19 protein-coding genes are annotated in these 23,364 nt (G+C 59.6%); 10 read left to right on the forward strand and 9 right to left on the reverse strand.

What is annotated here, in order from left to right; genetic code table 11:
- The first annotated feature begins 50 nt into the window (after positions 1 to 50).
- A complete protein-coding gene (locus AC3Y64_RS09200; protein ID WP_034152892.1) occupies positions 51 to 746 on the forward strand; it encodes an HAD-IA family hydrolase in 696 nt (231 codons plus the stop codon).
- 75 nt (positions 747 to 821) lie between these two features.
- Here the strand turns inward: AC3Y64_RS09200 and AC3Y64_RS09205 are convergent, their stop codons facing one another.
- Entirely contained in the window at positions 822 to 1,568 is a 747-nt protein-coding gene (locus tag AC3Y64_RS09205; RefSeq protein WP_489987188.1) for a 3-oxoacyl-ACP reductase family protein, read from the reverse strand.
- A gap of 126 nt (positions 1,569 to 1,694) precedes the next feature.
- On the opposite strand from AC3Y64_RS09205, the gene AC3Y64_RS09210 reads away from it, so the two are divergent.
- Positions 1,695 to 2,621 (forward strand): LysR family transcriptional regulator, encoded by a 927-nt coding sequence (locus AC3Y64_RS09210; protein ID WP_489987189.1) that lies wholly within the window; start codon positions 1,695 to 1,697, stop codon positions 2,619 to 2,621.
- A 132-nt stretch (positions 2,622 to 2,753) separates the two neighbouring features.
- Here the strand turns inward: AC3Y64_RS09210 and AC3Y64_RS09215 are convergent, their stop codons facing one another.
- From AC3Y64_RS09215 to AC3Y64_RS09225, 3 genes are all read right to left on the reverse strand, one after another.
- The gene (locus AC3Y64_RS09215) at positions 2,754 to 3,482 is read right to left on the reverse strand and encodes an aspartate/glutamate racemase family protein (protein WP_158959248.1); all 729 of its coding nucleotides are present in this window, start codon (positions 3,480 to 3,482) and stop codon (positions 2,754 to 2,756) included.
- A 55-nt stretch (positions 3,483 to 3,537) separates the two neighbouring features.
- On the reverse strand, positions 3,538 to 5,076 hold the full coding sequence (locus AC3Y64_RS09220) for an NCS1 family nucleobase:cation symporter-1 (protein WP_489987190.1): 1,539 nt from the start codon (positions 5,074 to 5,076) through the stop codon (positions 3,538 to 3,540).
- A 577-nt stretch (positions 5,077 to 5,653) separates the two neighbouring features.
- A complete protein-coding gene (locus tag AC3Y64_RS09225; RefSeq protein WP_489987191.1) occupies positions 5,654 to 6,388 on the reverse strand; it encodes a phosphoadenylyl-sulfate reductase in 735 nt (244 codons plus the stop codon).
- 164 nt (positions 6,389 to 6,552) lie between these two features.
- On the opposite strand from AC3Y64_RS09225, the gene thrH reads away from it, so the two are divergent.
- On the forward strand, positions 6,553 to 7,170 hold the full coding sequence (thrH, locus tag AC3Y64_RS09230) for a bifunctional phosphoserine phosphatase/homoserine phosphotransferase ThrH (protein WP_158953916.1): 618 nt from the start codon (positions 6,553 to 6,555) through the stop codon (positions 7,168 to 7,170).
- A 132-nt stretch (positions 7,171 to 7,302) separates the two neighbouring features.
- On the opposite strand, the gene pabB is transcribed toward thrH, so the two are convergent.
- The 4 genes from pabB to rloA form a co-directional block, all read right to left on the reverse strand.
- Positions 7,303 to 8,646 (reverse strand): aminodeoxychorismate synthase component I, encoded by a 1,344-nt coding sequence (pabB, locus tag AC3Y64_RS09235; RefSeq protein WP_489987192.1) that lies wholly within the window; start codon positions 8,644 to 8,646, stop codon positions 7,303 to 7,305.
- 224 nt (positions 8,647 to 8,870) lie between these two features.
- Positions 8,871 to 9,857 carry an alpha-L-glutamate ligase-like protein gene (locus AC3Y64_RS09240; protein WP_489987193.1) on the reverse strand — a complete coding sequence of 329 codons (987 nt, stop codon included), beginning with the start codon at positions 9,855 to 9,857 and terminating at the stop codon, positions 8,871 to 8,873.
- Positions 9,857 to 11,392, reverse strand: coding sequence for an osmotic stress tolerance membrane protein RloB (rloB, locus tag AC3Y64_RS09245; protein WP_008080999.1), 1,536 nt, complete (start codon positions 11,390 to 11,392; stop codon positions 9,857 to 9,859). The genes AC3Y64_RS09240 and rloB overlap by 1 nt, the downstream gene beginning before the upstream one ends.
- A gap of 5 nt (positions 11,393 to 11,397) precedes the next feature.
- Positions 11,398 to 11,934: a retropepsin-like aspartic peptidase RloA gene (gene rloA, locus AC3Y64_RS09250; RefSeq protein ID WP_008081000.1), complete on the reverse strand. Its 537-nt coding sequence runs from the start codon at positions 11,932 to 11,934 to the stop codon at positions 11,398 to 11,400.
- Positions 11,935 to 12,225: 291 nt separating this feature from the next.
- Between rloA and AC3Y64_RS09255 the strand changes: the two genes are divergently transcribed.
- The 6 genes from AC3Y64_RS09255 (at position 12,226) to prpD (ending at position 20,801) form a co-directional block, all read left to right on the forward strand.
- The gene (locus tag AC3Y64_RS09255) at positions 12,226 to 12,948 is read left to right on the forward strand and encodes a GntR family transcriptional regulator (protein ID WP_172828118.1); all 723 of its coding nucleotides are present in this window, start codon (positions 12,226 to 12,228) and stop codon (positions 12,946 to 12,948) included.
- On the forward strand, positions 12,945 to 13,835 hold the full coding sequence (gene prpB / locus AC3Y64_RS09260) for a methylisocitrate lyase (protein ID WP_007916432.1): 891 nt from the start codon (positions 12,945 to 12,947) through the stop codon (positions 13,833 to 13,835). The genes AC3Y64_RS09255 and prpB overlap by 4 nt, the downstream gene beginning before the upstream one ends.
- Positions 13,836 to 13,954: 119 nt before the next feature.
- Positions 13,955 to 15,082 (forward strand): bifunctional 2-methylcitrate synthase/citrate synthase, encoded by a 1,128-nt coding sequence (prpC, locus tag AC3Y64_RS09265; RefSeq protein ID WP_463557429.1) that lies wholly within the window; start codon positions 13,955 to 13,957, stop codon positions 15,080 to 15,082.
- Positions 15,083 to 15,287: 205 nt separating this feature from the next.
- On the forward strand, positions 15,288 to 17,882 hold the full coding sequence (gene acnD / locus AC3Y64_RS09270; protein ID WP_489987194.1) for a Fe/S-dependent 2-methylisocitrate dehydratase AcnD: 2,595 nt from the start codon (positions 15,288 to 15,290) through the stop codon (positions 17,880 to 17,882).
- A 55-nt stretch (positions 17,883 to 17,937) separates the two neighbouring features.
- A complete protein-coding gene (prpF, locus tag AC3Y64_RS09275; RefSeq protein WP_489987195.1) occupies positions 17,938 to 19,128 on the forward strand; it encodes a 2-methylaconitate cis-trans isomerase PrpF in 1,191 nt (396 codons plus the stop codon).
- 188 nt (positions 19,129 to 19,316) lie between these two features.
- On the forward strand, positions 19,317 to 20,801 hold the full coding sequence (gene prpD / locus AC3Y64_RS09280) for a 2-methylcitrate dehydratase (protein ID WP_489987196.1): 1,485 nt from the start codon (positions 19,317 to 19,319) through the stop codon (positions 20,799 to 20,801).
- Positions 20,802 to 20,817: 16 nt separating this feature from the next.
- Here prpD and AC3Y64_RS09285 read toward each other — a convergent pair whose 3' ends face one another.
- Positions 20,818 to 21,732, reverse strand: a complete 915-nt coding sequence (locus AC3Y64_RS09285; protein ID WP_489987942.1) for a DMT family transporter — start codon at positions 21,730 to 21,732, stop codon at positions 20,818 to 20,820.
- 116 nt (positions 21,733 to 21,848) lie between these two features.
- Here AC3Y64_RS09285 and AC3Y64_RS09290 point away from each other — a divergent pair, with 116 nt between their 5' ends.
- Positions 21,849 to 23,258, forward strand: a complete 1,410-nt coding sequence (locus tag AC3Y64_RS09290) for an aminotransferase-like domain-containing protein (RefSeq protein WP_489987197.1) — start codon at positions 21,849 to 21,851, stop codon at positions 23,256 to 23,258.
- Positions 23,259 to 23,364 lie beyond the last annotated feature (106 nt).

Genomic DNA, 23,364 nt, shown 5'->3' on the forward strand with positions numbered 1-23,364 from the left:
CAGCGACCTGTATCAAGTCGCCTGGGATGTCTTTGTTAACGGATCCGATGATGAATGCACCGCTGAAGGCGTTTGGCCCGATCAAGGCCGTGATTTTCGATATGGACGGTTTGCTGCTCGACACCGAGGGCATTTACACAGAAGTCACCTCGCTGATTGCAGGGCGCTATGGGCGCACCTTCGACTGGAGCATCAAGCAGAACATCATTGGCCGTGGTGCCAACGACCTGGCGAACTACGTGGTGCAGGCGCTGGATCTGCCGATCACCGCTGAAGAATTCCTGGTGATCCGCGAACCGCTGATGCGCGAGCGTTTTCCTACCGCGCAAGCGATGCCGGGCGCCGAGGAGCTGATCCGTCATCTCAAGGCGCACAACATTCCGATCGCCGTGGGCACCAGCTCGTCGCGTCAATCGTTCGGCCAGAAAACCACGTTGCACCGCGACTGGTTTGCGTTGTTCGATTTCATTGTTACGGCAGACGATCCGGAAGTCGGCGCAGCTAAACCGGCGCCGGATATTTTCCTCACCGCTGCCCGGCGTCTGGGCGTTGCACCTGAAGATTGTCTGGTGTTCGAGGATTCGCCGTTTGGCGTGACCGCCGCGAAAGCCGCCGGTATGACTGCCATCGCCATCCCCGACGCCGCCATGGCCGATGAAAAATACGCTCACGCTGACGGGATTCTTCGTACGCTGAAAGCCTTCACACCGAGTGCCTGCGGATTACCGGCGCTGGAATGGGCTTAAACACCTGACACAGAAAAACGCCGTCCCTCTGTAAAAAGAGGGGCGGCGTTTTTCGTTCAGGCGAATCGGAAACAATCAGGCGCCGAAACCACCGTCGATGGTCAGGCTGGCGCCGGTGATGTAACCGGCTTCCGGGCCTGCCAGGTAGGCGACGAAACTGGCGATTTCTTCGGCTTTGCCGTAGCGACCGACGGCCATCAGCGGAATCAGGCTTTCGGCGAAGTCACCGTGCGCCGGGTTCATGTCGGTGTCGACCGGGCCAGGTTGCACGTTGTTGACGGTGATGCCGCGTGGGCCGAGATCGCGGGCCAAGCCTTTGGTCAAACCGACCAGCGCCGATTTGCTCATTGCGTACACACCGCCGCCGGCGAAGGGCATGCGGTCGGCGTTGGTGCTGCCGATGTTGATGATGCGTGCGCCTTCACCCATGTGTTTGGCCGCTTCTTGGGAGGCGATGAATACGCTACGAATGTTGATCGCTACAGTCTGGTCGAAGTCTTCGAGTTTGAAGTCTTCCAGCGGTGCGACGGCCAGTACGCCAGCGTTGTTGACCAGAATATCGACTCGGCCAAAGGCTTCGACGGTGGCGCTGACGGCGTGGCGGATGGCGGCGGCATCGGCACTGTCGGCCTTGATCGCCAGGGCTCTGCCGCCGTTGGCGGTGATGCTGTTCTGCAACTCTTCGGCTTTAGCGGCGGAGCTGACGTAAGTGAAGGCAACTGCAGCGCCTTCAGCGGCGAGACGTTTGACGATGGCAGCGCCGATACCGCGGGAACCGCCTTGAATCAGAGCGACTTTGCCGCCGAGGTGTTGAGTGGTCATGTTCGATCTCCAGACTATTCAAGGCGGAATGCCTTGGTGTTGGTGCCGAGTATCGGCGTGGTACCGACAACTGTGTAGACCATGATTGCTATAGTCTGTGTAAACCAGAAGTTTATAGTGGCGATCATGGAAACCTTCAGCAGCATCGAATGCTTCGTGCGCAGTGCCGAGGTCGGCAGCTTTGCCGAAGCCGCGCGGCGCTTGAGTCTGACCCCGGCGGCAGTCGGCAAGAGTGTGGCCAAACTCGAGGTGCGGCTCGGCGTGCGGCTGTTCCAGCGTAGTACACGCAGCCTGACGCTGACCGAGGCCGGACTACTTTTCCTCGATCAGGTCAGTGGCAGCCTGACCACGATCCAAAATGCCGTGGCCAACCTGTCCAGTGTCGAAGGGCTGCCGGCGGGAACGCTGAAAGTCAGCATGGGCGCAGCGTTTGGCTGTCTGCACATCGTGCCGATGCTCGGTGAGTTTTTGCGGCGATATCCGGCGATCAACCCGGACTGGCATTTCGATAACCGGCAGGTCGATCTGATCGGGCAGGGCTTTGATGCGGCCATCGGTGGCGGCTTCGAATTGCCGCAAGGGGTGATCGCGCGCAGGTTGACCCCGGCACACCGGATATTGGTGGCGTCCGCCGATTATTGTCAGGCTCATCCCGAGATCGTCGAGCCGGAAGACCTCAGCCATCACGATGGCATTCTGATTCGCTCGCCGCAGACCGGGCGTGTGCGTTCCTGGCAGTTGACCGGGCGCAATCCGCAGAACTGCCAACCGTTGACACTCCGGGCGCGGATGACCATGAGCGATTCCGAGGCCGCTTGCAGGACGGCGGCGCAAGGCTTGGGGATTGCCTTGGTGAGCATGCCGTTTGCGGTCGGTTATCTGGAGGCTGGGACGTTGCAGCGGGTGTTGCCGGATTGGTATGTCGATGACGGCAACATTTCGATCTATTACGCCGAGCACAAATTGTTGCCGGGCAAGACGCGGGCGTTTGTGGATTTTGTGATTGAGCAGTTTTCGGAGCAGGGGTTGGCGCGGCGGTTTAGTGCGATTTGAGTAGGGCTTTGGATCGAGTCGCGGCCATCGCGGGCAAGCCCGCTCCCACAGGGTTTTGTGTTGTGCACAGAATCTGTGGGCAACTCAGAACCTGTGGGAGCGTGGCTTGCCCGCGATGAACGATAACTCGGTCTAGCGGGCAAACCGCCCAGGCCAGCCAATAATGTTCTTCGGTCGCGGCGTCGCGTAGGTGCGGACTTTCGAGGTCGATAACTTCAGTCGCACCAGCGATTCCGCAATCGTCACCGCCGCCGTCACGCCATCCACCACCGGCACCCCGGTACGCCGACGAATCTGCTCATCCAGCCCGGCCATACCGCCGCAACCCAGGCAAATCACCTCGGCTTTATCCTGCGTCACCGCCAGTTCCGCCTGATGGACGATCGCTTCCAGCGCACGCTGCGGCTCGTGTTCCAGCTCCAGAACGGCCAAACCACTGGCACGCACTGAAGCGCAGCGATCCCACAAACCTGACAGCTTCAGCCGATCCTCGATTAGCGGCACGGTGCGATCCAGTGTGGTCACCACCGAATACGCATGGCCGAGAAACATCGCCGTGCTCGCCGCTGCATCGGTGATGTCCACCACCGGCACGTTAAGTAATTCCTGCAAGCCTTCGCGCCCGTGTTCGCCGTAACCGGCCTGAATCACCGCGTCGAACGGCTGATCGTAGGCCATCACCCGATCCATCACGGCGATGGCGGCGAGGTAGCTTTCGAAATTGCCTTCAATCGAGTCGGCGCCAAAGAACGGCGTCAAACCGACGATTTCAGTACCAGGTGAAGCGACAGCCTGCGCCGAGCGGGCGATGGCATCGGTGATGGATTCGGTGGTGTTGACGTTGACCACGAGAATACGCATGGGGACATCCTTATAGCGGGCAGTTCTGCGGCCCGAAGTCCGGGCCGCGAGGGAGTTAATGGCAGACGTTGTCGACCGCAATCGATTCGCCACTGACGTCGGCGTAGTGCGGCTGACGCTTGGCGATGATCAGGTAAAGCATTCCGGCGATACCGGCGCCGATCAGCCAGGAAAACGGCGAAACGCTGTGGAAACCTGGAACCAGCGCAAGGACGATGGCGATCAGCGCCGCAGGAATAAACGCCGCCACCGCGCGGAAATTGATCCCGTGGCTGTAGTAATAAGCGCCATTTGGGTCTTCGCTGTAGAGCTGCGGGACGTTGATCCGGCCTTTGCGGATCAGCCAGTAGTCGACCATGATCACGCCGTACAGCGGGCCGAGCAGGGCGCCGAGGCCGGACAGGAAGTACACGATCACCAACGGGCTGTTGTAGAGATTCCACGGCAGTATCAACACGGCGATGGTGGCGCTGATCAGCCCGGCACGGCGGAAGGTCAGGTATTTCGGCGCCAGGTTGCTGAGGACGAAGGCCGGAGCGACGAAGTTGGCCATGATGTTCACCGCCACGGTGACGATCAGGAACGCCAGGCAACCGAGCACCAGAAAGAAGGTGTTGGGGATCGAGGCGATGATTTCCGTAGGACTTTCAATGATCCGGCCATTGATCTGAAATTGCGCGCCGCAGAGCAGGACAGTAATCGCGGCGAACACCAGAATATTCACCGGCAAACCCCAGAAATTTCCCACCTTGATGGTCTTGCGGCACGGCGAGGAGCGGGCGAAGTCGCAGAAGTTGAGAATCAACGTGCCGTAGATCGCCAGCCACAACGCGCCGCCAGCGAAGATGTTGCGCCACATCTCGCCACCGGTCAGCGGGTCGCGAGTCGACCAGGCGATGGTCGCGTTGGCCTGGAAGTACATCCACGCGGCGAGCGCGGCGACAGTCAGCAGAATCACTGGCCCGGCGAACGCCTCGTAGCGACGCACCATTTCCATGCCGTAGGCGAGAATCGCCAGTTGCACGAACCAGATCGCCACGAAGCACACCCAGCCCAAGGTCGACAGGCCAAGAATCGAGTTGTGGTCGTATTCGGCGAAACCGGGGTGTACCGCTGTGAGCAATACACGAAAGACCACCGAGGCCAGATACGTCTGAATGCCGAACCAGGCGATGGCGATAACTGCCCGGATCAGTGCAGGAATTTGCGCCCCATGAATGCCGAAACTGATCCGGCTGATGACAGGAAACGGCACACCGGTTTTCTGCCCCATGTAACCGGACAGGTTCATGAAGAAATACACCAGCGCCGCGCCGATCCCCAGCGACAGCAGAATCTGCCAGCCACCCAGGCCCAAGGCATACAGGCCAATGGCGAAGGAGTAGTTGGCGATGTTGTGCACGTCGTTCGTCCACAGGGCGAAGATGCTGTATTTGCCCCAGCGCCGTCCTTCGGCCTTGGTCGGCGCGAGATCGCTGTTGTGCAGGCGAGGGCTCAGTTGTAACGGCTCGGTCAGACCGTCATGGGGTAACGGTTGGTCGAGAGCAGAGGCGGGCAGATTCAGCGCGATGTTATTGGAGAGACTTGTACGCATTCCGGCAGGCTCCTGATGTTCAGGGCCGCGATGACTGTGCATAAGCCGTCAGGCTCGACAAATCTTCGTCGCGGCAGTGAAAAACATCACTGGTTACGGGGCATCTGCAGCCTGTACGGGATAGGGCGCTTCAGGCTTGCGGATCGAAAGTGTGGGTATGTTTTGCAGTTTTGTATACAAAACATGTATGCACTCAAGCCAGATTTGTGCCAGTTAGCGATCTATACGCAGCTATGCTCATTTCTAAAAGTTATCGATGCGCGCTAAGTCTTTGAAAATAATTGGTTAAAAATTGACCGACTGAACAGGTATTTATTTTTGATGGAGGGGTTTCAGAGGAGGCGAGGGCGAGTGGTTTTCAGGCGGGATGTAACTTTTCAGGGCGCGGAAACAAAAAAGTGCACACACAAATGGCACCGATGGTGACAGTTGTGTGTACACATTTTTTGTAGGCCTAATACAGAGCGTGGAAGCCAGCTTTGCCGGCGATGGCGGTTGATCAGTCAACATTGCAGTGACTGAAAGACCGCCATCGCTAGCAGGGCTAGCTCCCACAGGGGAAAACGGTGGCTGGTGGTTACGCTTTGCTGATGATGTTGCCCGCGTGCAGCCCACACTCTTTCTGCGTCGCCTCTTCCCACCACCAACGCCCCTCGCGCTCGTGCTGGTTTGGCAACACCGGGCGGGTGCACGGTTCGCAGCCGATGCTGATGAAGCCGCGCTCATGCAGGCTGTTGTACGGCAGCTCGAGCATGCGGATGTAACCCCAGATCTCTTCGCTGGTCATCTGCGCCAGCGGGTTGAATTTGTACAGGGTGCGTTCCGGCGTGGAGAACGCGGTATCGATTTCCATCGCCGCCACGGCACTGCGAGTGCCCGGGCTCTGGTCGCGGCGCTGGCCGGTGGCCCAGGCTTTGACGTCGGACAGTTTGCGGCGCAGCGGCTCGATCTTGCGGATGCCGCAGCATTCGCCGTGGCCGTCCTTATAGAAACTGAACAGGCCTTTTTCCTTCACGAACGGTTCCAGTTTCGTGTAGTCCGGCGAGACGATTTCGATGTCGATCTTGTAGTGCTCGCGCACTTGCTCGATGAACCGGTAGGTCTCCGGGTGCAGGCGACCAGTGTCGAGGCTGAATACTTTGACGTTCTTGTTAAGCTTCCAGGCCATGTCCACCAGCACCACATCCTCGGCGCCGCTGAAAGATATCCACAGATCATCGCCGAACTCGGCGAAGGCGAGTTTGAGGATGTCTTGCGCGGATTTGTTGGCATAGGTCGTGGCGAGTTCCACGACGTCGAACGTTGGGCTCATCAGGGCGGCTTCCTACAGGTCGGTGGCGCTGGGCGCTCTATATGGGGCCGATGGTAACAAAAAGCTGCAGGGCTCGGGGCGCGCTGTGCGTTGCGCGTCGGGATTCGAGTCGCTAGAGTTCGGCCTCGCTCGACTCAAATAATCAATACAAACGGGAGTGTCTTGTGGAAATTGCTTGCCTTGATCTTGAAGGGGTGTTGGTGCCGGAAATCTGGATCGCCTTCGCCGAAAAAACCGGAATCGACTCCCTCAAGGCCACCACCCGGGACATTCCCGATTACGACGTGCTGATGAAGCAGCGTCTGCGCATCCTCGATGAACACGGCTTGAAGCTCTCCGACATTCAGGAAGTGATCGCCACGTTGAAGCCGCTGGACGGCGCCGTGGAGTTCGTCAACTGGCTGCGCGAGCGCTTTCAGGTGGTGATTCTGTCGGATACGTTTTACGAGTTCTCGCAGCCGCTGATGCGTCAGCTGGGCTTCCCGACCTTGCTGTGCCATCGGCTGATTACTGACGAAACCGGTAGGGTGACCAGCTATCAGTTGCGCCAGAAAGACCCGAAGCGCCAGTCGGTGCTGGCGTTCAAGAGCCTGTATTACCGGGTGATTGCGGCGGGGGATTCGTACAACGACACGACGATGCTGGGCGAGGCGGACGCGGGGATTCTGTTCCATGCGCCGGAAAATGTGATTCGCGAGTTTCCGCAGTTTCCGGCGGTGCATACGTTCGCCGAGTTGAAGCAGGAATTTCTCAAGGCTTCTAACAGAGAGTTGAGTTTGTAATGAATTCCCCTGTCATGATCGTTCCCACGCTCCGCGTGGGAATGCCTCAATGGACGCTCCGCGTTCGGCTTTGGATTGGACGCTGAGCGTCCCGGGCTGCATTCCCATGCAGAGCGTGGGAACGATCATTCATCAGAGGTTTTGCAGGGTTTCCAGGAGGATTCTGACTTTGGTAATCGACTCCTGATACTCCGCCTGCCAATCCGAATCCGCGACAATCCCGCCACCGCCCCAGCAGCACACCTGCCCATCCTTGACCAACAGACTGCGAATCGCGATGGAGCTGTCCATCTCGCCGCGCACGTCCAGGTACAGCAACGAACCGCAATACAACCCGCGTCGAGTCGGCTCCAGTTCATCAATGATCTGCATCGCACGAATCTTCGGCGCACCGGTGATCGAGCCGCCGGGGAAGCTGCCGGCAATCAAGTCCAATGCGTCGCGATCATCCGCCAATTCTCCGGTCACGCTGCTGACCAAGTGATGCACGTTCGGATAACTTTCCAGGCTGAACAACTCCGGCACTCGCACCGAACCGATGCGGCAGGTGCGCCCGAGGTCGTTGCGCAGCAGGTCGACGATCATCAGGTTTTCCGCACGATCCTTGGGGCTGGCCAGTAATTCGGCAGCGTTGGCGGCATCTTCTGCCGGCGTGAGGCCACGGGGGCGGGTGCCTTTGATCGGTCGGGTTTCCACCTGACGCTGGCTGACTTTGACGAAACGCTCGGGTGACAGACTCAACACCGCGCCGCCCTCGGGCAGGCTCTGGAAACCGGAAAACGGTGTCGGGCAGGCTTCGCGCAACGCGCAATACGCCAACCACGGATCGCCTTGGCACGATGCGCGGAAACGTTGAGCGAAGTTGACCTGATAGCAGTCGCCGGCCTGGATGTAGTGCTGAATGCGTTCGAAGGCCTGACGGTAATCGTCGGCAGAAAGATCGGCGGCCATCGGGGCGTTCAGTTTGAACGGTGTCAGCGCATCAATTTGAGGCTGAGTGAACAGCGCGATCAGCCGTTGTTTTTCGCTGTCGTTCACGGACGGGTGAAAGACCAATTGGCTGGTCGACGCGTGGTGATCGCTGATCAGCGCCCAGTCGTACAACCCGAAGCGCGCGTCCGGCAATTGCAGGTCATCACGGGCTTGACTCGGCAGGTGTTCCAGATGCCGACCGAAGTCGTAGCTGAGGTAGCCGATCAAGCCGCCAGCGAACGGCAGCTCGAAACCCAACGGTAAATCAGCCTCGCCCAAACGCTGCAAATTGTCGCGCAACCGCTGGAGGAAATGACTGCCACTCTCGTCGGGTAACACCGCTAATTGCTCCAGCGGCCAAGCGCTGAGCAGGTCATAACGGCCACGGTCGGCACTTGGCCGGCCACTGTCGAGCAGCACGGCGCCAGGTGCATTGCGAATGGCCGCGAAGTAGTCGGCGGGATTGGCGCGGTAGGGCAGCGGGTGTACGGAACAGGTCAACATGGGCGGGGCAGATCGGCCATCGAGGCGGGGTGGGGATTGTAGTCCTCTGCGGGAATTGCTCCTAGAGGGGATGTCGGGGATTGGCAGATTGGCGGCAGGCTGAGTGAATGATCGTTCCCACGCTCTGCGTGGTAACGCCGCCATGGACGCTCTGCGTCCACTGTGACGCGGAGCGTCACGGGATGCATTCCCACGCAGAGCGTGGGAACGATCATCGGGGGAGATCAGCCCTCGACCGCAGGAATATGCCCAAACATTTCCTGAGTAAAGGCCACACGCTCCTCAACCGTTTCCGTCACCCCACGCGCCTTCAGCTCTTCCAGTCGCGCCTCAACCGCGTGCGTACGCAACGTCAGCCCACAGTCATTGGCGATCTGGATATTCAGCCCCGGCCGCGCATTCAGTTCGAGAATCAGCGGGCCTTTCTCCTGATCCAACACCATGTCCACACCGATATAACCCAACCCGCACAGCTCATAGCAGCCAGCGGCGAGTTTCATGAAACCGTCCCAGTAGGGCAGTTGCACGCCATCCACTGCGTTGGTGGTGTCAGGGTGTTTGGTGATGATGTTGTTCAGCCAGGTGCCGCGCAGGGTCAGACCGGTGGCCAGATCGACACCGACGCCAATCGCGCCCTGGTGCAGGTTGGCTTTGCCGCCGGACTGCCGGGTTGGCAAACGCAGCATCGCCATCACTGGATAACCCATCAGCACAATGATGCGGATGTCCGGCACACCTTCGTAGCTGATGCTTTTGAAGATCTGATCCGGGGTCACCCGGTATTCGATTAGCGCACGGTCACGGTGACCACCCAACGAATACAAGCCAGTGAGGATGCTCGAGATGTGATGCTCAAGCTCTTCGTGGGCAATGATCTTGCCCGACACCGTGCGATAGCGGCCTTCGAAACGGTCGGCGATGACGATGATGCCGTCACCGCCGGCGCCTTGGGCCGGTTTGATCACGAAGTCGCTGCGCCCGCCGATGATCTCGCCGAGCTTGTCGATTTCCTTCTCGGTGGAAATCACGCCATACAGTTCCGGCACATGAATGCCGGCCTCGATGGCGCGTTCCTTGGTGATGATCTTGTCATCGACGATCGGGTACAGGCTGCGCTTGTTGTACTTGAGCACATAGTCGGCGTTACGCCGATTGATGCCCATGATGCCCCGCGCCTCCAGGGCCTTCCAGGTCTTCCAGAAACCGAACATCAGGCGTCAGCCTTCTTCAGGAAAGCCTTGAAGCGCACCAGTTCGGTCAGGCGGTAGCCGCGATAACGACCCATCGCCAGCATGAAACCGACCAGAATCAGCAGGATCGCCGGGAAGGTGAACACGAAGTAAACCAGCTCCGGCACGGTCATGATCAGGTGCGCCAACGAGGCCGCGAACAGCGTGCCAATCGCGACTTTCATTGCATGGCTGGCACCGCGTTCTTCCCAGGTGATCGACAGGCGTTCGATGGTCATGGTCAGAATCACCATCGGGAACAGCGCCACCGACAAGCCGCGCTCCAGACCGAGCTTATGGCTGAACAGACTGATCGCCGCAATCAACACCACGACAAAGGTCAGCACTACCGACAATCGCGGCAGCATTTGCAGTTTCAAGTGTTCCAGATACGAACGTAATGACAAGCCCAGCGCCGTGATCACGGTAAACAGCAGAATGCCGAAGCCCAGTTGCGTCTCGCGGAAGGCGAGGGCGATCAGTACCGGGGTAAACGTGCCGAGGGTCTGCAGGCCGATCAGGTTGCGCAGGATCAGAATCACCAGCACGCCGATCGGGATCATCACCATGATCATGAAGGTCTGCTGGGTCTGCAGCGGCAAGCCGTACAGCGAGTATTCGAGGAAGTTGGCGTCGGTGTTTTCGTCGGTCAGCTTGGCCAGACGAATGGCGTTCATCTCGCTGTTGTTCAAGCTGAAGGTCACGTTGGCTTTTTTGCCGCCGTCGACGGTGATCAGGTTTTCATCGCCGGTCCACCACAGCAGGCGGTCGGTCGGCAGGCCTTGCTCGCCAGTCTCCGGGTTGAAGTACAGCCAGTCGTTGCCGTTGAAGCTGCGCAGCCACAGTTCCGGCATTTGCGGCTGATCGGCGACGAGGCGGATGGTGTGGACTTTTTCCACCGGCACGTGGGCGATGGACAGCAGCAGTTCGACGATTTTGGCTTTGTGCGCGGTCGACGGATCGCCGGCCAGCAGCAGTTTCACGTTGTCATCGTTGAGGTTGTTGACGCGTTTGATCGCCTCGCCAATAAAAGTTTCAACGTCGGCCGAGTGCTGGCGGATCGGCGCGAGCAGGGCTTCGGCGGCGATTTTTTCCGGGCCTTCGATGGCGATGCTGTCGCGGAAGGTCGGGCCTTTGATCTTGGTTTTTTCCGCGGTGTAACGCTTGGTCAGCACCAGACGGTAATAAAGGGTCTGGTTGCCCTTGGCGCGACGGGCCGACCAGGTCACCTTGCGGTTGCCATCGACGCGGTTCACGGCGACGCCGTAGTTATTGGAAATAAAACTCTCGTTGAGGCTGACGTAGTCGCGGCTCAACGGTGGCACGAACATCTGGATCTTCACCGGATCCTTGGTGCTGGCGACGAACTCGACCTTGGCGTCGATGTTCCACAAGTCGTCGGTCGCATCTTCGGTCACCGGGATGCCGAGCACGAAAATCTGATAGGCCGTAACCGAAACGCCCAGCAGCACCAGAATGGTGATCAGGATTTTCAGGTGGAAGGTTAGAGAACGCATGGAAATTACTCGGCGGTATGAGCGGCGATGGTGCAGGCGGGTTTGCCGGCAGCGTATTTAAGACTGGGGTCGACCAGCGCGTCGAAGCGTTTCAGCGCTTCGGAGCCAATCAAAAGCGGGTATTGGAACGCACTTCGGTCGGTCAGGTTCACTTCGATGCTGCGCAGCGCTGTGCCCATGCAGATATCCAGCTCGATCACCGGACGGGCGGTGTACTTCTTGCCTTCTTCCGGGTCGTAGTCGCCGGCACGGCGTTTGATCTTGCTCACTCGGGCCAGTGGCCGTTCGATAGGGTGCGAATGCGCGGCGTCGATGGCCAGGTAGAAACGTACCCAGGACTCGCCGTTGCGTTTGAAACGTTTGATGTCGCGGGCACTCAGCGAGGCGGTTTTCGCGCCGGTGTCGAGTTTGGCCGCGACTTCCAGATTGATGCCGTCAAGCGAAGCGTATTCGTTGAGGCCGTACACGGTTTTTTCCCCCGCGGCGGCAAGGCCGGGCAGGCAAAACAGGGCAAAGAATGTGGGGAAGGGCTTGAGTCTCATAAATCCTGGTGCGCAGCGTTCCGTTTTCGGTTCAGGTCCTTGGCAAAACTTGCGCAAGGCCCTTCGTGTGCCTATCAGCTTTTTATGACAAGCCGTACAAATGGCCAGCAAATGCGGGCGGCATTCTAGCACGGTGGTTTTATGGCGCCAGCGCCCGAGCCGGTCTATAACCCTTGGGGATGTCAGCAGCTGTTATTAGACGATTGTCGACAATGTCTATTTATCCTTTGACTGATGCAGGCGAATTGGCTAGTTTTTGCCGCATTGGATTTAAAGGTGTCGACAATCATGCTGGATCAACTCGATCCCCCGGTCATCAGCGGCGACGATTCCGAGACGCTTTCGGAAAACGTTTTCCGGCGCATTCAGGCCGCGATCGTCAAGGGCGAGATCGCCCCCGGCAGCAAGATCTCCGAGCCGGAACTGGCGCGCACCTACGGCATCAGCCGTGGGCCGTTGCGTGAGGCGATCCATCGTCTAGAAGGTCAGCGTCTACTGGTGCGCGTGCCGCACGTCGGCGCGCGGGTGGTCTCGCTCAGCCATGCCGAACTGCTCGAACTCTACGAAATCCGCGAATCCCTCGAAGGCATGGCCTGCCGTCTGGCGGCCGAGCGCATGAGCGTCGAAGAAATCGACGAACTGCGCCGGGTGCTGGAAACCCATGAGCGTGACGCGGCGTTTCAGGCCGGCGTGGGTTATTACCAACAGGAAGGCGATTTCGACTTCCACTACCGGATCATCCAGGGCAGCGGCAACCGTACGCTGACCCAAATGCTCTGCGGCGAGTTGTATCAACTGGTGCGCATGTACCGCATCCAGTTTTCCACCACACCGAACCGCCCGCGTCAGGCCTTTGCCGAACACCACCGGATTCTCGATGCCATCGCCGACCGTGACGGCGAACTCGCGGAATTGTTGATGCGCCGTCACATCGGCGCCTCGAAACGCAACATCGCCCGTCATTACCAGGACGGCGCCCACAATAAGACAGCCACTGAACGAGGTGAGTCATGAGTTCCAAGCACAGCACTCCAGGCCAGCGTTTCCGCGATGCGGTCGCCAGCGAGCACCCATTGCAGGTGGTCGGCGCGATCAACGCCAACCACGCGCTGCTGGCCAAGCGCGCCGGTTTCAAGGCGATCTACCTGTCCGGTGGCGGGGTGGCCGCAGGCTCCCTCGGCGTGCCGGATCTGGGCATTACCGGCCTGGATGATGTGCTCACCGACGTACGCCGTATCACCGATGTCTGCGATCTGCCGCTGCTGGTCGATGTGGACACCGGGTTCGGTTCGTCGGCGTTCAACGTGGCGCGCACCGTCAAGTCGATGATCAAGTTCGGCGCGGCGGCGATTCACATTGAAGATCAGGTTGGGGCCAAGCGCTGCGGCCACCGTCCTAATAAAGAGATCGTCAGTCAGCAGGAAATGGTCGACCGCATCAAGGCTGCGGTCGATGCGCGCACCGATGACAGCTTCGTGATCATGGCGCGCACCGATGCGCTGGCGGTGGAAGGTCTGGAATCGGCACTCGATCGCGCTGCCGCGTGCATCGAGGCCGGCGCCGACATGATCTTCCCGGAAGCCATCACCGAACTGGAGATGTACAAGCTGTTCGCCAACCGTGTGAAAGCGCCGATTCTGGCCAACATCACCGAGTTCGGCTCGACGCCGCTGTACACCACCGAGCAACTGGCCGGCGCCGATGTTTCGCTGGTGCTGTATCCGCTGTCGGCATTCCGTGCGATGAACAAGGCTGCGGAAAACGTCTACACCGCGATCCGCCGCGACGGCACGCAGCAGAATGTCATCGACACCATGCAGACTCGCATGGAGCTCTACGATCGCATCGATTACCACACCTTCGAGCAGAAGCTCGATGCGTTGTTTGCGGCGAAGAAATAAAGATCAAAAGATCGCAGCCTGCGGCAGCTCCTACATAGATCCCTGTAGGAGCTGACGAGTGCAACGAGGCTGCGATCTCTTAGCCACACTCCCTAACAAATTCAAGATTGGAGATAGACATGGCCGAAGCAAAAGTACTCAGTGGCGCCGGGCTCCGTGGCCAGGTTGCCGGGCAAACCGCACTGTCCACCGTGGGCCAGGCCGGTGCCGGGCTGACCTATCGCGGCTACGACGTGCGCGAACTCGCAGCCGATGCGCAATTTGAAGAAGTCGCGTACCTGCTGCTCTACGGCGAGCTGCCGACTCAAGCGCAACTCGACGAATACCAAGGCAAGCTGAGCAAGCTGCGTGACCTGCCGCAAGCGCTGAAAGAAGTGCTCGAACGCATCCCCGCCGACGCCCACCCGATGGACGTGATGCGCACCGGTTGCTCGTTCCTCGGCAACATCGAGCCGGAGAAAGATTTCTCCGAGCAGCGCGACAAGACTGACCGCTTGCTCGCCGCGTTCCCGGCGATCATGTGCTACTGGTATCGCTTCAGCCACGACGGCAAACGCATCAACTGCGTGAGCGACGAGCCGACCATCGGTGGCCACTTCCTGCACCTCTTGCACGACAAGAAGCCAAGCGAACTGCACGTCAAAGTGATGAACGTCTCGCTGATCCTCTACGCCGAGCACGAATTCAACGCTTCGACTTTCACCGCGCGGGTTTGCGCCTCGACCCTGTCCGACCTGTATTCCTGCGTGACTGCAGCCATCGGTTCGCTGCGCGGCCCGTTGCACGGTGGTGCCAACGAAGCGGCAATGGAAATGATCGAGCGCTTCTCGTCGCCCGAAGACGCTATCAAAGGCACCCTCGGCATGCTTGAGCGCAAGGACAAGATCATGGGCTTCGGCCACGCGATCTATAAGGACAGCGACCCGCGCAACGAAGTGATCAAAGGTTGGGCGAAAAAGCTCGCCGATGAAGTCGGTGACAAGGTGCTGTTCCCGGTTTCCGAAGCCATCGACAAGACCATGTGGGAGCAGAAGAAACTCTTTCCCAACGCCGATTTCTACCATGCCTCGGCGTACCACTTCATGGGCATCCCGACCAAGCTGTTCACGCCGATCTTCGTTTGCTCGCGCCTGACTGGCTGGGCTGCGCACGTGTTCGAACAGCGCGCCAACAACCGCATCATCCGCCCAAGCGCCGAGTATGTCGGCGTCGAACAGCGCAAGTTCGTGCCAATCGAACGTCGCTGAAATGGTGAGGGCCAACCGCTGATCCGAGATTCACCGAAGGCCCTGTGGGAGCTGGCTTGCCAGCGATGACTGAGTCACATCCAACATTGATGTCGACTGACCCACCGCTATCGCTGGCAAGCCAGCTCCCACAGGGTTGAGTGTGAATTTCGAGGTCGGTGCCCGGCCCACCCTTTGCAACCACCGTGACCCGAGTCCTGACCCGATGAACACAGAATTCCGCAAAACGCTGCCCGGCAGTCCTCTGGATTATTTCGACGCCCGCGCGGCTGTCGAAGCCATCCAGTCCGGCAGTTACGACACTCTGCCGTACACCTCCCGCGTGCTGGCGGAAAACCTTGTGCGTCGCTGCGACCCGGCCACGCTCACCGATTCCCTTAAGCAACTGATAGAACGCAAACGCGACCTCGATTTCCCGTGGTTCCCGGCGCGTGTGGTCTGCCACGACATTCTCGGCCAGACCGCGCTGGTCGACCTCGCTGGCCTGCGTGATGCGATTGCGTTGCAGGGCGGAGACCCGGCGCAGGTCAACCCGGTGGTGCCGACGCAACTGATCGTCGACCACTCGCTGGCTGTTGAGGCCGGTGGTTTCGATGCGCAGGCGTTCGAGAAAAACCGCGCCATCGAAGACCGTCGCAACGAAGACCGTTTTCACTTCATCAACTGGACGAAAAAGGCCTTCAAGAACGTCGACGTGATCCCGCCAGGCAACGGCATCATGCACCAGATCAACCTGGAGAAAATGTCGCCGGTGATTCAGGTGCGCGAGGGCGTCGCGTTCCCCGACACCTGCGTCGGCACCGACAGCCACACGCCGCACGTCGACGCCTTGGGCGTGATCGCCATTGGTGTCGGCGGCCTCGAAGCGGAGAGCGTGATGCTTGGTCGCGCGTCGTGGATGCGCCTGCCGGAAAGCGTCGGCGTCGAACTGACCGGCAAGCTGCAACCGGGCATCACCGCCACCGACATGGTGCTGGCGCTGACCGAATACCTGCGCAAGCAGAAAGTCGTTGGCGCGTGGCTGGAGTTCTTCGGCGAAGGCGCAGCGGCGCTGACCCTCGGCGACCGCGCAACCATTTCCAACATGGCCCCGGAATACGGCGCCACGGCGGCGATGTTCTACATCGACCAGCAGACCATTGATTACCTGAAACTCACTGGTCGTGAAGACCAGCAAGTGCAGCTCGTCGAGCAATACGCCAAGCTCACCGGCCTGTGGGCCGACAGTCTGAAAGGCGCGCAATACGAGCGCGGTCTGACCTTCGACTTGTCCTCGGTGGTGCGCAACATGGCCGGCCCGAGCAACCCGCACGCGCGCGTTGCGGTGTCGGATCTGGCGGCCAAAGGTATCTCCGGCCAGTGGGATGACGTGCCGGGGCAAATGCCTGACGGCGCGGTGATCATCGCCGCCATCACCAGTTGCACCAACACCAGCAACCCGCGCAACGTGATCGCCGCCGGCCTGCTGGCGCGCAACGCCAACAAGCTCGGCCTGACGCGCAAACCTTGGGTGAAATCGTCGCTGGCGCCGGGCTCGAAAACCGTGGCGCTGTACCTCGACGAAGCGGGGCTGACCACTGAGCTGGAGCAGCTCGGTTTTGGCGTCGTCGCGTTCGCTTGCACCACTTGCAACGGCATGTCCGGCGCGCTTGATCCGGTGATCCAGCAAGAGATCATCGACCGTGATCTGTATGCCACCGCCGTGCTTTCGGGCAACCGCAACTTCGACGGCCGCATCCACCCGTACGCCAAGCAAGCGTTCCTCGCGTCGCCGCCGCTGGTGGTCGCTTACGCCATCGCCGGGACCATCCGTTTCGATATCGAGAAGGACGTGTTGGGCGTGGTCGACGGCAAGGAAATCCGCCTCAAAGACATCTGGCCGAGCGACGAAGAAATCGACTCGGTGGTGAAATCTTCGGTCAAGCCTGAGCAGTTCCGTCAGGTCTACATTCCGATGTTCGCCGTCCACGAAGACACCGGCCCGAAGGTTACGCCGCTGTACGACTGGCGCGAGATGAGCACCTACATCCGCCGTCCGCCGTACTGGGAAGGCGCGCTGGCCGGCGCTCGTCCGCTCAAGGGCATGCGCCCGTTGGCGGTGCTGCCGGACAACATCACCACCGATCACCTGTCGCCATCGAACGCGATCATGCTCGACAGCGCCGCTGGCGAATACCTGGCGAAAATGGGCCTGCCGGAGGAGGACTTCAACTCCTACGCCACCCACCGTGGCGACCACTTGACTGCACAGCGCGCCACTTTCGCCAACCCGAAACTGTTCAACGAAATGGTCGTGGAAAACGGCAAGGTCAAACAGGGTTCGCTGGCGCGTGTCGAGCCGGAAGGCAAGGTCATGCGCATGTGGGAAGCCATCGAAACCTACATGGAACGCAAGCAGCCGCTGATCATCATCGCCGGCGCCGATTACGGTCAGGGTTCGTCCCGCGACTGGGCGGCGAAAGGCGTGCGTCTGGCCGGTGTCGAGGCGATTGCCGCTGAAGGTTTCGAGCGCATTCACCGTACCAACCTGGTGGGCATGGGCGTGTTGCCGCTGGAGTTCAAACCGGGCACCGACCGTCATACCTTGGCAATTGACGGCAGCGAAACCTACGACGTGATCGGCGAGCGCAAACCGCGCGCGGATCTGACGCTAGTGATCCACCGCAAGAACGGTGAACGCGTTGATGTGCCGGTGACTTGCCGACTGGATACCGCTGAAGAAGTGTCGATCTACGAGGCCGGCGGCGTGTTGCAGCGCTTCGCGCAGGACTTCCTTGAAGAGTCGGCGGTTGCCGTTTAAAAAAATTAAGCGATCAAAGGATGATGAGTCCTTTGGTCGCTTTGAAGGAGCACACATGGCTCACGCACCACAAATCAAAATTCCCGCCACCTACATGCGCGGCGGCACCAGCAAAGGCGTGTTCTTCAGCCTCAAGGATCTGCCCGAAGCGGCGCAGGTTGCCGGCCCGGTTCGCGACGCTTTATTGCTGCGCGTCATTGGCAGCCCCGACCCTTACGACAAGCAGATCGACGGCATGGGCGGCGCTACGTCGAGCACCAGCAAAACCGTGATCCTGTCGAAAAGCACCCAGGCCGATCACGACGTCGATTACCTGTTCGGTCAGGTCTCCATCGACAAGCCATTCGTAGACTGGAGCGGCAACTGCGGCAACCTCTCGGCCGCGGTCGGTTCGTTCGCCATCAGCAACGGTCTGGTAGATGCCAGCTGCATTCCGCACAACGGTGTCGCCGTGGTTCGCGTGTGGCAGGCCAACATCGGCAAAACCATTATTGCTCACGTGCCAATCACCAATGGCGAAGTGCAGGAGACCGGTGATTTCGAACTCGACGGCGTGACCTTTCCGGCGGCCGAAGTGCAAGTCGAATTCATGGACCCAGCGGCGGAAGAAGAGGGCGGCGGTGGCTCGATGTTCCCTACCGGCAACTTGGTCGATGAACTGCAAGTGCCGGGTGTTGGCACGTTCAAGGCGACCATGATCAACGCCGGCATTCCGACGATTTTCGTCAACGCCGCAGACATCGGTTACACCGGCACCGAGCTGCAAAGCGCGATCAACAGCGATCCGAAAGCGCTGCAGATGTTCGAGACCATTCGTGCTTACGGCGCGCTGCGCATGGGCCTGATTTCCCATCTCGACGAAGCAGCGAAACGGCAGCACACACCGAAAGTCGCATTTGTCGCCAAGCCTGCGAATTACGTGGCGTCCAGCGGCAAAGCAGTTGGCGCCGGTGACGTGGATTTGCTGGTGCGCGCCTTGTCGATGGGCAAGTTGCACCACGCGATGATGGGCACGGCGGCGGTGGCGATTGGTACGGCGGCGGCTATTTCCGGCACGTTGGTGAACCTCGCGGCCGGCGGTGTTGAACGCAGCGCTGTGCGTTTCGGGCATCCGTCCGGGACGTTGCGCGTTGGCGCTGAAGCCAGTCTGGAAAACGGCGAGTGGATCGTCAAAAAAGCGATCATGAGCCGTAGTGCGCGTGTCCTCATGGAAGGTTACGTGCGCATCCCCGGTGATTCTTACTGATACAACACCGAACAAGACTGTAGGAGCGAGCCTGCTCGCGATGCCGGACTGGCATTCAGCACAATGTTGTCTGACACACCGCCATCGCGAGCAGGCTCACTCCTACAGGGGAATGTGTTCCAACAATTAGAAAAAGTTAGCCCTGAACCGAGGTCCCATCAACGAACCACTTCACGAGTGAATCGAACATGAGCGCCAACGTCGACCTGAACAAACGCCCCGACTACGACCGTGTCCTGCAGGACATCGCCGACTACGTCCTCACCTTCAAAACCGAATCTGCCGAAGCCCTCGACACCGCCCGCAACTGCCTGATGGACACACTGGGCTGTGGCCTGCTGGCATTGCGTTTCCCTGAATGCACCAAGCACCTTGGCCCGATGGTCGAAGGCACCGTCGTGCCGTTTGGCGCACGCGTCCCCGGCACGTCCTTTCGCCTCGACCCGGTCAAGGCCGCCTGGGACATCGGCTGCATCGTCCGCTGGCTCGACTACAACGACACCTGGCTCGCCGCCGAGTGGGGTCATCCCTCGGACAACCTCGGCGGGATTCTCGCGGTGGCGGATCACTTGTCGCAAAAACGCGTGGCCAACGGTGAAGCGCCGCTGACCATTCGCGATGTGCTGGAAGCAATGATCATGGCCCACGAGATTCAAGGCGTGGTTGCCCTGGAAAACTCCTTCAATCGTGTAGGACTCGATCACGTCATTCTGGTGAAAGTCGCCTCAACCGCCGTCACCGCCAAACTGATGGGCGCCAATCGCGAGCAACTGTTGACGGCGTTGTCCCACGCGTTTGCCGATGGCCAGGCCCTGCGCACTTATCGTCATGCGCCGAATGCCGGCTCGCGAAAATCCTGGGCAGCGGGGGACGCGTCGAGCCGTGGTGTGCGGCTGGCTGACATTGCGATGCGTGGCGAGATGGGCATTCCCGGCGTGTTAACCGCGAAGCAGTGGGGTTTCTATGACGTGTTGTTCAGCCACACCAACAGCGATCTGGCGTTGAAACCCGAAGACAAACGCGCTTTCAGTTTCTCGCGGCCATTCGGTAGTTACGTGATGGAAAACGTGCTGTTCAAGATCAGCTTCCCCGCCGAATTCCACGCGCAAACGGCTTGCGAAGCGGCGGTGACCCTGCACCTGCAAGTGCGCAACCGTCTGCATGAAATCGACCGCATCCTGATCACCACCCACGAATCGGCGATTCGCATCATTTCCAAGGTCGGGCCACTGGCCAATGCGGCTGACCGCGACCACTGCATCCAGTACATGACCGCCGTGCCCTTGGCCTTCGGCAATCTGGTTGCCGAGCAGTACGAAGATGATTTCCACCGGGCGCATCCGATCATCGATGTGCTGCGCGAGAAAATGATCATCGTCGAAGAGCCGCGTTTCACCCGCGAATACCTGGAGCCCGAAAAACGCTCGATTGCCAACGCCGTACAGGTGTTTTTCAAGGATGGCAGCAGCACCGACAATGTCGTGGTGGAATACCCGATCGGTCATCGTCGCCGCCGTGCCGAGGGTATTCCGCTGCTGGAGGACAAGTTCAAAGCCAACCTGGCCACGCGTTTCACCGGCCAGCGCTGTGGCGAAATCTTTGTGTTGTGCAAGGATCAGGCGCGACTTGAAGCCACGCCGGTCAACCGCTTCGTCGACCTGTTCGTGATCTGAAGGTACAAACACGCTCCTACATGGAAGGTTTGCGCCATTTTTCGATGGGCAATTTAGTGATCGCAAAACCGCTCAACAAAATCGCCGAATAGATCATCAGCTCCCGGGACAGGGTTTGTCCCTCGTACCAGGCGCCGATGATCACGGCGAACACCGGGAAAATGATGAACACGAACGACAGAATGATCGGGCTCAGGCGTTTCAGCAGCAAAAAGTAAACGATGAATCCACCGACCGACGCCACCAGCCCGAGATAGAGCAGGGCACCCCATGAGCGCGTCGTGATGTCCTGAAAAACCGGCGCTTCAACGCTTAACCCGACAATAAATAACATCGCGCCGGCAATGCCGATCGGCAATGTGTTGTAAGTGATCACGCTGATCGCACTGCCTTGTTTTTTTGTCACCACGTAGCACAGCGCATGCATCACGGCTGCACAGAGGATCGCCAGCACTCCTAGCCATTCGGCCTGATCCAGATGCAAACCCTGACTGCGAATAATCATGAACAGACTTCCGAAACCAATCGCGATGCCGAGCATTTGTGACGGGTAGATTTTCTCGCGCAGAAACAGCGCGGAAAAGATCAGGATAAATACCGGCATGCAACTGAACAGCAACGCAGTCAGACCGGACGAAACGTGCATTTCGCCGTAGTTGAGCAAGTAGTAGGGCAGGCTGAAATACGACAGCGTGACGAACACGAAAAACCAGCGGCTTTGCTGGGGAAACAGCAGCGGTTCCTTGCGCAACAACGCGAAACTCAGAAACAGCGGAAACGCGATGAGAAAGCGCAGTCCGGCAGCCGTCAGGGGCGGCACGCTTTCCACGGCAATCTTGATCCCCAGCCACGTCGTGCCCCAACTCAGGCAGACGATCAGAAACAAGGCGCTGGTGAGCAGCCCCGCGAGCCAGGGTTTGCCGAGGGGCATCGGTGTACTGACGGCGGTCGACATGATGTGCGTGCTCCGAACGTTGAAATTGACCTGATCGGGGAAACGGTCTATTTCTGATTGAACCTGTTTCCAGCACGCTATTCGGGGCGAGAATGACTGTCAAAGTAAGTATTGCCATGGTGTCAATCCTCCGTGACGGACTCAGCAATGGCTTGGGCGTGAAATACAAACGCCTTGCCAATGGCGTCGCGCAGGCCATCGAGGAGGGTGTAATCGAGGCTGGCGGCAAGTTACCGCCTCATCGACTATTGGCCGACAGCCTCGGCGTGACTATCGGCACGATCAGCCGTGCCTACGGTGAGCTGGAACGTGTGGGATTGGTCGTCGCCCGTGTAGGCGATGGCACTTACGTGCGTCAGCGCGGTATGGATCGGCCGCAGGACAAAGGCTTTCGCAATGTCAGCGATGAGCCGTCCACGTGCCTGGACATGAGTCGGAATCAGCCGATGCCCGGACAGGAAGCCGAATTCATGCGTCAAAGCCTGCTGGATCTGGCGAACGAGCCGGGCGTCCTGCAGCAATTGAGTGGGTACACCGCCGAGGCCGGGATGGCGCGGCATCGTGTGGCGGGGGCGGTCTGGCTGAGCCATGGCGAATTCGTGCCACATGCCGATCAGGTGCTGTGCGTCAACGGTGGTCAGCATGGTTTGCTGTGCGCGTTGATGGGGCTGCTCAAGGCCGGCGACACACTGGTCACCGAGCATTTGTCCTACCCCGGTTTGATCAGTGTCGCTCGTCAGCTCGGGATAAAACTGCTTGGCGCAGCGATGGATGACGAAGGACTTTTGCCGTCAGCGCTGGAGGATATCTGCCGTCAGCATCGCGTTTCGGCGCTGTATTGCACGCCGACGATCCAGAATCCTACGGCGGCGGTGATGTCTGTCCCACGGCGCGAGGCGATTGCCGATGTCTGCCGCCAGCACAATCTGCTGATTATTGAAGACGAAGCCCATGCAGTGCTGGATCGCCAGCGCCCGTTGCCGCTGAGTCATTTCGCGCCGGAGCGTTCGATACTGATCGGCAGTTTGAGCAAAGCCGTTTCTGCGGGCTTGCGCGTCGGCTATCTCCACGCGCCGCAAGCGTTGATCGGGCGCATCGGTTCAGCCATTCGCAGCACGTGCTGGATGGCCAATCCACTGTCGATGGAAATCGCGAGCCTGTGGATCGAAAACGGCCTGGCCGCGCGATTGCTGGATGAGCAGATCAGCGAAATCGGTCGGCGCAAGGCGTTGGTCTCGCCGGTGCTGGCGGGATTGAACTACAACACTCACGCCTTTAGTCCGCACTTCTGGGTGGAAGTCCCCGAGCTGTGGCGGGCGTCGCAGATCGCAGCGGAATTGAAGGAAAACAATTATCTGGTCGCCACCGCTGAGGCATTTGCGGTCGGGCATGCAGCGGTGCCGCAGTTTATTCGGGTGAGTGTGTGTAATGCGGTGGGGGATGATCGGTTGTTGCTCGGCGGTTTCGCAGCTTTGGCGCGGGCACTGACTGAGACCGTGTAATCGTTCAATCGCTAGCAGGGCTAGCTCCCACATTCGAGCGCATTCCAACTGAAGGAACCCGGTCAACCTGTGGGAGCTAGCCCTGCTAGCGATGGGGCCAGCCCAG

The organism is Pseudomonas sp. 4CAES_32.4 (assembly GCF_058136335.1).

Excerpts from the sequence above, each read along its gene's own strand:
- AC3Y64_RS09225 (WP_489987191.1), bottom strand. The coding sequence starts at position 6,388 with ATGAGCCCAACGTTCGACGTCGTGGAACTCGCCACGACCTATGCCAAC.
- AC3Y64_RS09210 (WP_489987189.1), top strand. The coding sequence starts at position 1,695 with ATGGAAACCTTCAGCAGCATCGAATGCTTCGTGCGCAGTGCCGAGGTC.
- AC3Y64_RS09200 (WP_034152892.1), top strand. The coding sequence starts at position 51 with ATGAATGCACCGCTGAAGGCGTTTGGCCCGATCAAGGCCGTGATTTTC.
- AC3Y64_RS09240 (WP_489987193.1), bottom strand. The coding sequence starts at position 9,857 with ATGTTCGGTTTCTGGAAGACCTGGAAGGCCCTGGAGGCGCGGGGCATC.
- rloB (WP_008080999.1), bottom strand. The coding sequence starts at position 11,392 with ATGCGTTCTCTAACCTTCCACCTGAAAATCCTGATCACCATTCTGGTG.
- AC3Y64_RS09220 (WP_489987190.1), bottom strand. The coding sequence starts at position 5,076 with ATGCGTACAAGTCTCTCCAATAACATCGCGCTGAATCTGCCCGCCTCT.
- acnD (WP_489987194.1), top strand. The coding sequence starts at position 15,288 with ATGAACACAGAATTCCGCAAAACGCTGCCCGGCAGTCCTCTGGATTAT.
- prpC (WP_463557429.1), top strand. The coding sequence starts at position 13,955 with ATGGCCGAAGCAAAAGTACTCAGTGGCGCCGGGCTCCGTGGCCAGGTT.
- prpB (WP_007916432.1), top strand. The coding sequence starts at position 12,945 with ATGAGTTCCAAGCACAGCACTCCAGGCCAGCGTTTCCGCGATGCGGTC.
- prpF (WP_489987195.1), top strand. The coding sequence starts at position 17,938 with ATGGCTCACGCACCACAAATCAAAATTCCCGCCACCTACATGCGCGGC.
- rloA (WP_008081000.1), bottom strand. The coding sequence starts at position 11,934 with ATGAGACTCAAGCCCTTCCCCACATTCTTTGCCCTGTTTTGCCTGCCC.
- AC3Y64_RS09215 (WP_158959248.1), bottom strand. The coding sequence starts at position 3,482 with ATGCGTATTCTCGTGGTCAACGTCAACACCACCGAATCCATCACCGAT.
- AC3Y64_RS09290 (WP_489987197.1), top strand. The coding sequence starts at position 21,849 with ATGACTGTCAAAGTAAGTATTGCCATGGTGTCAATCCTCCGTGACGGA.
- prpD (WP_489987196.1), top strand. The coding sequence starts at position 19,317 with ATGAGCGCCAACGTCGACCTGAACAAACGCCCCGACTACGACCGTGTC.
- AC3Y64_RS09285 (WP_489987942.1), bottom strand. The coding sequence starts at position 21,732 with ATGCCCCTCGGCAAACCCTGGCTCGCGGGGCTGCTCACCAGCGCCTTG.
- AC3Y64_RS09205 (WP_489987188.1), bottom strand. The coding sequence starts at position 1,568 with ATGACCACTCAACACCTCGGCGGCAAAGTCGCTCTGATTCAAGGCGGT.
- pabB (WP_489987192.1), bottom strand. The coding sequence starts at position 8,646 with ATGTTGACCTGTTCCGTACACCCGCTGCCCTACCGCGCCAATCCCGCC.